The sequence below is a fragment of the Thermoanaerobacter sp. CM-CNRG TB177 genome (genome assembly GCF_018588165.1).
In the GTDB taxonomy this organism is placed as follows: domain Bacteria; phylum Bacillota; class Thermoanaerobacteria; order Thermoanaerobacterales; family Thermoanaerobacteraceae; genus Thermoanaerobacter; species Thermoanaerobacter thermocopriae.
In genome coordinates this window covers 1-9,915 of the sequence record NZ_JAFCAC010000076.1, presented here as the reverse complement: position 1 = coordinate 9,915, position 9,915 = coordinate 1, and the positions used below count along the sequence as shown (strand labels likewise).

The window sequence follows — 9,915 nt, the reverse complement described above, 5'->3', positions numbered from 1 at the left end:
CTATATCTACATGATTTTCATTAGGTGTTGCATTTAATATTGCAATTCATAGTTTTTTTTCAAAAAAAGCGAATTTATATCTCTATATACCCTATTTTTAACAATAGTAACTGTGCCACCCGTTTCCATTTCTGTAGTAGGAAAATTACCCATTGTAGAAATAGTAACTACATGTTGATTTTCTATATACCAACCATTTTGCGACATTATATCCCAATACTTATCTACCACCCTGCTAATTTCTTTATTCCCATTTTCCTCTTGAGTTTCAGAAACTGTATACAATCGTAGAATTTCAAAATCATTTTCTTTTTCACGATATACTATATATTGGCTCCTACCATTATCCAAAGATTTGATTTCTTCACCATAGGCATCTAATAGCTTTCCTGTTTTTTTATCTATAACCTCAATTCTATCATCACCCTCCATTCAATTTCACTCTTCCAAATATGTCTGGAGTTACAACTATTTCTTCTCTACTAGATTTTTCGGATAATGAAAATTTTGCAAAAAGGATCATAGCCGAAGCTAAAATGGCAACCAAGGCCAATAAAAATATTACTCTTTTTTTCATCTAATTCCCCCTCTGATTAGATCCTTTTAACCTTCAGTTTATGTACACATTCCTTTTTAAATATATCTTCTCACCATTTATTTCAATTTGATTATCACCAATCTTATTCATTTCTACATCGTACATAGGGTACTTGCTGTACAGGTTTTTAACTAATAAAATTCCCTTAATAATCTCTTTTTCCTGTCTTACTACAATTCCATAACTCGTTGTGGCACCTCCATTTGTTCTATATGCTACAACAGAATAGGATGTAAATTTGACATCATGGATAGGCTTAAATGCACTCTTCCAGCTTAAAGTAAAAATACCTATTAAAATAACAATTTCAATTGCCATACTCAATAAAGATAGTGCTGCAAAAAAGATGCTGTTCAATATTTTACAAATCTTATGCTTAAACAGAAAGCCATTAATTAGTAGAACTATTGGTATCATTTGCACGCATAATGCAAAAATATAATTCAATAGGGAAAATTTAAAGCGCAATACTGGATAAAAGTAATTTATTACCCATAAAACATAAATAACTATTAAAACTATATGTATAATGTATTTGTTTTTGTAAAACCATTTATTCATTGTCATCACCTAAAATGACTTTTGTCTCAAATATCCATCGTTGCATTGACTTTATCCCCATAAACTTGCTATATATTTCCATAACCCGATGTATTCCAATATTAAAGCTAAGCTATAACACATAATCAGGCTGCCTTGTGCCCTGCCGATCATTTTATAAATAATATCATCATCATACTCCTTCAATTATTAGGATTTTTTACTTTTCCATTTAATCAATAATTCATTAGCAAAATAGATTGCAAAATAAATTATTACTACATCTATAGCAAATATACCCATATTGAAACTTGTTGATGTCAATAATGTAATTTTTGCTTTTAATAAATTATCATTATAAGTAGTCAAAAAGGCAAAAGGATATCCATAATGGATGGCAAACCCATCTGTTGATTGATATGGAAGTACGTAAGCCAACAACAAAGTTAACCACGCTGCCCAGTTGAAAAATCCCTTATTGAATTTCACAAATTTCTCCCTCCCCCTATTGTCTCCCATTATATTACTTCTACATATCTTTACAAATTCCTCCTCTGTTTACTAAATTGTAATATTTATGTAACATTGTTGTAATACTTTGATTTTATAATGCAACATTTAAAGAAAAAAATAAAAGAGCAGGAATTTCCTGCCACTGTTTCGAGTTATTCTTACTTGTCCCTTTTATATTTCTTCCAGTGGATGTGGATATTTTTGCTTAAAATCCAGACAAATGAACCTCCCCTTGTCTTTTGTCATACTTTATCCAGCATATATCCTTATGAGTTCTAGTATAATTACAAATATTACAACACAACTTACTATCAGCCCCATAATTATCCCTATTATTCGTTTTGATTTACTACTTAATTTATTAAATCTTTTAAACATGGTTTAATATCTCCTCTCTAATAAAAATCTGATTACTTAACGGCAATAAATACAGTTTACAAAATTAATGCTCCTGCATATTACAAAGCGTTAACTTTGTAATATGCAGTAATTTATAAAAACAACATCCAAAAATATTTAAACTGAAACTTTAAATGTCCAGAATCCTTTAATTATTCGTCTTGAAAAGTTAATGTTCTGAAAAATTAATCTTCACCACGCGAATTAATACTTTTAAATATTTTATAATTTATTTACCCATCCTCCAGCATTGTTGTAAATATCACCCCACACTCCAACTTGAACAGTCTGGATTGGAATTCCTAAATCTATCATAGTTAAATCTGCAGTAGAATATGCTTTATCCCCAAAAATCCAAGCAGTTTTTCCACTCCACGAATACGACCAGGCTGGAGCTAATAAATTTCTTGATACAACATGATCATATCCAACTATACTTAATATTGAATAATTATCATGTTCATACTTAACCCATGAGGTTGTTTCAAATACGGTTATTCCAAATACTTCTACCCAGCGTTTATATGTTGCAGTAGTCAGTTCAATTGATGAACTAGAAATTGTATAATCTCTTTTATCTAGTAATTTATCAATACTATTATCAACTACTATATCACCACCTAAAAAGGTTTCTTTTTCGCTATCTCCTAATGCTTTAAACACATCCCTCATTAGTTCTTTATTATTAATTATTTCAATGAATTTTTCTTGCTTATCTTTTGTTAAAGATTTGTATTTATATAGCGCATTTATAATAGCATTTTTTTCTTCACTATTACTATTATTGGCTTTTTGGATTAAATAAGATTCATATTCTTGGGGTGAATTAACCATTAATTTTTTATTGTTTAAATTCGAAATTTTTAAATCGGTAGCAGAGGCTGGACTCAAAGTTGAAATTGAAAGAAACAATGCAATTGCAAACAATAAAATTAACTTTTTAATATTTAAAGACTTTTTTACCATTATTAACACCACCTGTATTATTTTTTAACATGTTATTATCTAAAATATTTTCTTTTTCTAACACTTTCAACTCCTTTCCTAATAATTCTAAGGACTACCGGTAGTTCCTTCTATATCCATGGTATACTATTTCCAACGTCATGTCAATTGACCAAAAGTATAAATTTTTACTAAAATAGCACTTACTTTTGTACTTTAGTATAAAATTTAATTTCTTTTCTTCTAAAATTTGTACTAAAGTACAACTTTTTAATAAATTTACACTTTAGTAAACAGTAAACAGACAACGGACAACAGGGACGGTTCCTCTTGTTCGATTTATTTTTTTGAAATTTTCAATTAACACTATAGCGATATCCCAAATCATCAGTTACATACAATCCCCAACTAAACATGTACACTTTTGTAATAGTTTATTTCGCATTTGGAATTTTACTGACCATCCTACATTTTTTTAGATAAAAATAAAAAAGAAGGCAAATACTCAGTAAATTACAGGTATCTATTAGCTCTTATAATTCCACTGGTAGTTATAATGATTTTGTATCCCACAGCACCATTTTACTTTAATTCTATTATTATGTAAAATCACTTCCTTAATTTACTTTCCATCTCAGTAGGATATTCTCTTGTTTTCACAAATTTACAAAAAAGCCCAGACAATACTTTTCTGTCCAGGCTTTTTAAATTTCAGACAAAGGAAACCGTCCCCTTTGTCTGTCCACAAAATACTATGAATTAACTCATTTTGACATCAGATTAACACCCCAGATGCTTCATGAAATTTCTAAAGAAATTAATTTAGAAGACGGAAAAACTCAATAATGAATATAAAAGAGAGGGCTCTTTTAAAAAAGCCCTCTCTTTTCCCACCTTATTTAACTTTCATCAGACTTTTCCAATCTTACTATTCTTTACTTAATAGATTGCCAAAAAGATTGCAAATAATCCTTTTCAATTGGCTCTCCAACAATATTATACGTATACCCATTTATTATAATTATACTTTTCTTATTTTTTTCATCAAAGGCTATAAATCCACTTTTCCCATGATAATAAAAATTGATTGCATAATAAGAAAAATCTATTCTCCCCTTTACATTGCTATTCATCTTATATTTGTATTCTCTTAACCATCCGGTTAATTCCTTGATTTTTTCTTCATCTTCTGTTATTTTAGATTGTCCATCTTTCAATATCTCTACTTTTAAACACCATCAAGATTAAACCCAATTGCTTCATCAATGGTCTTTATTCTATAATCATACAGATTTTTAATTAAAATAGCAGCAAAGCAAATTATCATCACTAATATAATAACTTTTACTTTCTCATCCATTTTTATTTCCATCACACCTTTAATTTCTTACTTTAAACTCCACAACCTCGATTTATCAATTCACCCTATCTCAATATTTTGTAATTAACTTAATCAAAATTAGAAAATCTCATTTTCTCACTAAACTTAAGCTCTTTTCCCTTTACTAAATTATGCCTTTTTAAAACAACACAACACCTCCCTTCCGCACTTGGGATAAAGAGTTCCCAATAATATTAGCATGAGGAAATCTATTGTTGTAAAAATTTACCATCTAATATTTCTATCTTATATTTTTTTCGTAACTCGTTTTTATACTTTTCAAAAAATTCATTAACCTTATTTATATCGTTTTTATCCTTTTCAGACATTGCTGATATAATTTTATTTTTCAAATTCCCTATTGAAAGTATTTTTTGGTAATAAACTATTATTTCGTTCCAATATTCATCTTCAGACATTCCCAATCCTTTAATATATGCTTTAAAATTATAAATTTCTTCCATTGCCTCTTTTTGATTTTCACATTTTAATTCCCCTTTTGCAATAGCATTCATAATATACCTTGTATTTTCCATAAATTTTTTAGCATCATCATAGGTAACATTTAAACCCTGCCTCTGTGCTTCTTCATATAATATAGCTTCATCGATCAATTTATTTAATATATCTTTTCTACTCACATCTACACTCAAAAAAGAATTAATATTTAGGTTACTATTTTGTAATTCAGATAATTTCCTATTTAATACTTCTTTTTGGAATTTATTAAATAATATCTGCATTTCAATATCTTCTTTTGTGATTTTTGTGTTTCCAACTTTTGCTATTATAACATCCCTGTCTTTCTCATATTTTAGACTATTTTTCCCGAGCAAAAACCAAGGATTTGAACCAGCTGCTGTAATAATAGATGCAGCCAAAATTGTTATTAATAAAACTATCATCAACAAAATTTTTCTATTTTTACTCATTTTACAAACCTCCCGTATATATTTCATTATCTAAAATTTTACCTATAAACTTTTTATTGCTCTAAGCTACTACTAAATGTCTTCCATATGTTCAGTGTTTCTGGGGCTATCACCTGTATAGTTCCTTCCTCTTTCCACGTATCTGAAAATGTATCAAAAAATAAATTAGTATAGTTAACACCATATTTCACTATATTATCAGGAGAAATAATTATAGGCGGGTATGTGAAACTTTCTAATGTGGTATACAAAGAATTATTTTTATACCATTTAATATGCAATAAATTTATTGTCTCACTGAAAGGCATATTTCTTCCATTTACAGCTGTTCCTGATAAAAAACTTTGTGTCACAGTTATGTCTCTCCCACTAATGTCATAAAAATAACCAACATCTACTATTATTGTTTGAACAAAAGGTACAATTGCTCTGTTTTCTACAGGATAAAACCATATATAAAGGTATTTTGTTTCTTTGTGAGTAAGAGAATCTGCTTTAGCATTAACCGAAAATGATAATACAGAAGTAAAAGTAATTACAAAAATAATTAAATAAACGGTATATTTCCGTAACACTTTTAAATACCTCCTTCTATTATCTTTCATTTTCTCTTAATATCTTAGTTTTTCTTTATAGGAATCAAACAATGGGGACGGTTCCTTTTGTTTGAGCTACTTTATAAATTTTCAATTTTAAACATATACAAAAATATATACAAAATCTCTAAATTTACATAGTAATAGTATAATTACACATTTGAATTCTAACGACATTCCAAATTCTGTTTCTTTGCAACTTCGTCCATTTTTTACAATAAACACACACCTACTTTTTGTATTGCTCATACAAAAGCCTAAAGAGCTTAATCACAAAGACTAAAATAACAATATTTACTACTAATACTATAATTGTTACAATTGAAAAAATAAGAATATAGGGGAACAATAAAACACCTCCTTATCAGTAGTTAGCCAGCGAATAATACCCATCATTTCCAACATATAACCTCAACCTAAAGGTAGTTGTAAACAAATTTTCTAATGTCGTTCCTTCCCATTCTAAAGTTGCATAAGCAGGTCCAGAAATGTCTTCGCGCGCTTTATTTATTCCAAATGATGTAAGCGAATAAGTCCCAACCATAGCTATTGCATAATCATAAACTTTACTGATATAATCATCACCACCACTTACTAATACAAAATCTGCATAGAATTCTGCAGCTACAAGTATTCCTAAATGACTCACTCTAACATGTGTTTATTTTAACCCTCTCCTTTTTAATAATTCTAAAGACTACCGGTAGTTCCTTCTATATCCATGGTATATTATTTCCATCGTCATGTCAATTGACCAAAAGTATAAATTTTTACTAAAATAGCACTTACTTTTGTACTTTAGTATAAAATTGAGTTTCTTTTCCTCTAAAATTTGTACTAAAGTACAACTTTAACATTCTCTTTTTTACTAAATTGACACTTTAGTATAAACGTCTTTTCAAACGCCTTATATTAAATCTAACTTTGTTGCTTTGTACACACAGTCCTTTACATTCTTTGTTCCCAACAACTTAAAAATTTTCCTTTTGTGATTACTTTATATTACTTAGTGACATGTTGATTGTTTTTGCAATTTCTTTATCTGTTTTCCCTTCTGCCGTAAGCTTGAGTATCTCTATATTTCTATATACTTTGTCAGTAAAAATGCTATTGCTACAAAAATATCATTAAGCTCATTTTCAGAAGACATGTCTACTATCCCTATCAAATTTCCTTTTTTATCAAAAATAGGTCCAGCAATACAATTTAATCTTTTTAAATCTTCAATGTAATGCTGTTCTTTTCTTACAACCGCTATATTCTTCTCTCTTATCGCTAGTGATACTGCATTTGTCCCTGCAATTTCTTCTTTTAACATCATGCTTTCATTTAAAGAAAAATTGGTATTATCATAAGGTAAAATTAATTCTAATATTACGCCTTCTTCGTCAGTCAACAAAAATAAAAAATTTTTGAAACTATTGACACCTCTTAAATTTTCAACGCTTTTGTGAAAAGCTTTAATTAGTGACTCTCTTTTGTTATCCTTAATAAGTTTTACATTATTCAACATTATTAATTTTTTATCCGGCGTTAATCCTCTTTTTGAACATCTCCCCCCAAGATTGTTCAAAAGGGTCTTTATGTGTCTCAAATCTTATTACCTCCCCCATATTATCCCTCCTATTATACTACTCCTACATATTATACTATTTCTACATATTAATATAAATTCCTTCTTTGTTTACCAAAATTTTATATTTTGTAACATTGTTGTAACATTTTAATTTTATAATGTGATGTGTTAAAAAGAGCAGGATTTCTCCTGCTTATGTTTTGAAATATTTCTACTTGTCTGTATCCGTTGTCTAAAAAATGTTATAGCACGTTTCCAAATCTTTTTATAAATCTCCCTTTAACATATTGTGCCAAAGTCAAGTATGCAAGAAGCGTAGCTATTAAGAACAAAAAGTATATCCCCGGTAGAGGCATCATTCCAAGCTTCGCTCCAAAAGAAGTAAATGGCACAATCGTTCCTACTGTAACAGCTGCTGAGGTAAAAAGCAATAGCGGCCATGAAGCAATGCTTTGTATAAGGCGTATTTCATCTGTTAAAGGAACTACTTCGCCTTTGTACTCAGCGTATTCGCATATGGAAAGCATCTCTTTAACAGCGCCTTTCGTTACAAGCTGCCTTTTTCCACCTTCGCTCTCTAAAACTACAGACATCCTCCGCCTTACAAAATCAAAGGGTACCTCATCAACTTTTTTATATATTTTCTCCAAACCATTAAAACCCTTTTCAGCTCCATACTCTAAAATGGCTACATCCATCAAGTTCCTTAGACCTGTTTGATAAAAACTGTTTAGGTATGCATGTCTTAAAACTCTGTCATCTTCATTCCCATGTATGTCAAGATGTTTCTCTACAACTATTTTGTTTAATGTCAAAGTACCAGTTTTGTCAGTACAAAGCACATCCATTGCTCCAAAATTTTGGATAGCATCTAAAGTAGTCAATCCCTCTCTATCCGTACCTAATTGTGCCAAAACTTCATCAACATCTTTTCTAACAAAATCAATTAATTCTGTCAATCTTTTTCAAATTTTTTTACAAAAACAGCCTTGTCCCTATAAAATGAGTTAAATAAGAAAAAGTAATGCCTATTGTAGAACCCATTAATACATCTGAAGGATAATGTAGTCCCATATATATTCTTGAAAATCCCACAAGTACTGCAAGTAAAATTAAAAATACTGTAAGGCTTGGAAAAAACATTGAAAAGGTTATAGCGAGTGAAAAGCTGGCAGTAGCATGGCCTGAAGGAAAAGAATAATCCTTTAAAAGATGTTTAAAAGTGTTTGTGTTAGCTAATACCATATAAGGCCTTGGCCTTGTATATTTTCTTTTTAAAAGTTGAACAAACAAATGACTACTTACAAGCGCTGTTAAAGCTTCTAAAGCAGAGGCTTTCACTTCGTTTTTTCCAAAAAAGATTAAAAATAAGCAAGAAAATATTGTAAAAAAAGGCCCACCTATATGAGTTATTTTTGGCATTATTTTGTCTAAAATATTACATTTTATTCTTTCATTTATATAGAAAAAAATATTTTTATCCTTGTCAAGAAGTACTTTTTTTATTTGCATCAGTAAAATCCCCCTACAGTTTCATTTTACTATATATATTATCGTATTTTTAAAAGCTTTGCTACTCTTTTATGACCCTTCTAGTTACAATGGATTTTCTCTAAAAACTTTGACTAAATTATCTTATGATAACATTAAAAAAACATTATAGAAATGTTAATTTTATGTTAAATTTCTTCTTACAAAATATTCTACTATTATTTTAGCTATTCACTGTAAAAAATAAAAAGGGGAAATACCCCCTTTAAATAGTTGCTTTCTTTTTAATTTCCTCGATAGCATTGCTAACTTGAGGAATTAACGAAACCACAAAACATATTGCAACTTCCACACCTATTATACTTCCATTGACTAAAAGTGAATAAACTATAGGGCTCATTCCATCTGGCGCATAGCTTGCAAAGAAAAATACACCTGATAAAAAATGAGAGAAAAATCGTCCAAATCCACCGACTAAAATTCCCAAACTTAGGTTTTTTCTAAAAAAGCCAGCAAGTCCTAAAGCACCAAAGGCCAGCGGATAGTCGAGAAGTACTTGCACCCATTGGACTATAAATGGGTCCTGAATAAGTTGTAAAAATCCATATGTCATTCCTACAATCACACCAGGACCTGGTCCATAATAGTAGGCAAAGATAAAAAGGGGCAACATGCTGGCAGGTGTAATAGAACCACCTTGAGGCCAGTGGTAAAATCTTATATAAGACAGCACGAAAGAAATAGCAATTGAAAGTGCACCATATACAAGCATTTTTGTGTCAAATTTGACACTTCTTCGCATAAGATATAAAAGAAAAGCTAGCAATAAAATTGCCAATAAAACCGATAAAGTCACTGGCTTTATTTTGGCAAAATCAGAAAAAATACTTAAGGCTCTTTGTCAATAGTTGGGGTGGGTATTTTTTCTGAATGCCCACCTTTAA

At 29.6% G+C, this 9,915-nt stretch carries 13 protein-coding genes and 1 pseudogene; all 14 read right to left on the bottom strand.

The features are described from left to right. Window positions 1–33: 33 nt before the first annotated feature. Complete coding sequence (locus I4N53_RS09780; RefSeq protein ID WP_255549818.1) at window positions 34–432, bottom strand: hypothetical protein; 399 nt, start codon at window positions 430–432, stop codon at window positions 34–36. Then, window positions 422–577, bottom strand: a complete 156-nt coding sequence (locus I4N53_RS12485; RefSeq protein WP_156202101.1) for a hypothetical protein — start codon at window positions 575–577, stop codon at window positions 422–424. The genes I4N53_RS09780 and I4N53_RS12485 overlap by 11 nt, the downstream gene beginning before the upstream one ends. A 33-nt stretch (window positions 578–610) precedes the next feature. Then, window positions 611–1,015, bottom strand: coding sequence for a DUF5412 family protein (locus I4N53_RS09775; RefSeq protein WP_255549819.1), 405 nt, complete (start codon window positions 1,013–1,015; stop codon window positions 611–613). A gap of 333 nt (window positions 1,016–1,348) precedes the next feature. Further along, window positions 1,349–1,627 (bottom strand): hypothetical protein, encoded by a 279-nt coding sequence (locus tag I4N53_RS09770; RefSeq protein ID WP_012996089.1) that lies wholly within the window; start codon window positions 1,625–1,627, stop codon window positions 1,349–1,351. Between the two features lie 645 nt (window positions 1,628–2,272). Further along, window positions 2,273–3,016 (bottom strand): hypothetical protein, encoded by a 744-nt coding sequence (locus tag I4N53_RS09765; protein ID WP_028992357.1) that lies wholly within the window; start codon window positions 3,014–3,016, stop codon window positions 2,273–2,275. 914 nt (window positions 3,017–3,930) lie between these two features. Then, window positions 3,931–4,212 carry a hypothetical protein gene (locus I4N53_RS09760; protein ID WP_012996093.1) on the bottom strand — a complete coding sequence of 94 codons (282 nt, stop codon included), beginning with the start codon at window positions 4,210–4,212 and terminating at the stop codon, window positions 3,931–3,933. Window positions 4,213–4,223: 11 nt separating this feature from the next. Next, complete coding sequence (locus I4N53_RS12480; RefSeq protein ID WP_255549817.1) at window positions 4,224–4,367, bottom strand: hypothetical protein; 144 nt, start codon at window positions 4,365–4,367, stop codon at window positions 4,224–4,226. Window positions 4,368–4,585: 218 nt separating this feature from the next. Next, window positions 4,586–5,308 carry a SurA N-terminal domain-containing protein gene (locus tag I4N53_RS09755; RefSeq protein WP_012996095.1) on the bottom strand — a complete coding sequence of 241 codons (723 nt, stop codon included), beginning with the start codon at window positions 5,306–5,308 and terminating at the stop codon, window positions 4,586–4,588. 53 nt (window positions 5,309–5,361) lie between these two features. Continuing rightward, on the bottom strand, window positions 5,362–5,883 hold the full coding sequence (locus I4N53_RS09750; RefSeq protein ID WP_028992356.1) for a hypothetical protein: 522 nt from the start codon (window positions 5,881–5,883) through the stop codon (window positions 5,362–5,364). 385 nt (window positions 5,884–6,268) lie between these two features. Next, the gene (locus tag I4N53_RS09745; RefSeq protein WP_214496123.1) at window positions 6,269–6,553 is read right to left on the bottom strand and encodes a hypothetical protein; all 285 of its coding nucleotides are present in this window, start codon (window positions 6,551–6,553) and stop codon (window positions 6,269–6,271) included. Between the two features lie 426 nt (window positions 6,554–6,979). Next, window positions 6,980–7,498: a hypothetical protein gene (locus tag I4N53_RS09740; protein ID WP_255549816.1), complete on the bottom strand. Its 519-nt coding sequence runs from the start codon at window positions 7,496–7,498 to the stop codon at window positions 6,980–6,982. Window positions 7,499–7,941: 443 nt separating this feature from the next. Then, window positions 7,942–8,355: pseudogene (locus I4N53_RS09735) on the bottom strand (magnesium-translocating P-type ATPase); the annotation flags it as partial. 100 nt (window positions 8,356–8,455) lie between these two features. Then, the gene (locus I4N53_RS09730; RefSeq protein WP_012996098.1) at window positions 8,456–8,992 is read right to left on the bottom strand and encodes a phosphatase PAP2 family protein; all 537 of its coding nucleotides are present in this window, start codon (window positions 8,990–8,992) and stop codon (window positions 8,456–8,458) included. A gap of 244 nt (window positions 8,993–9,236) precedes the next feature. Next, entirely contained in the window at window positions 9,237–9,857 is a 621-nt protein-coding gene (gene thiT / locus I4N53_RS09725; RefSeq protein ID WP_214496124.1) for an energy-coupled thiamine transporter ThiT, read from the bottom strand. Window positions 9,858–9,915: the final 58 nt, after the last annotated feature.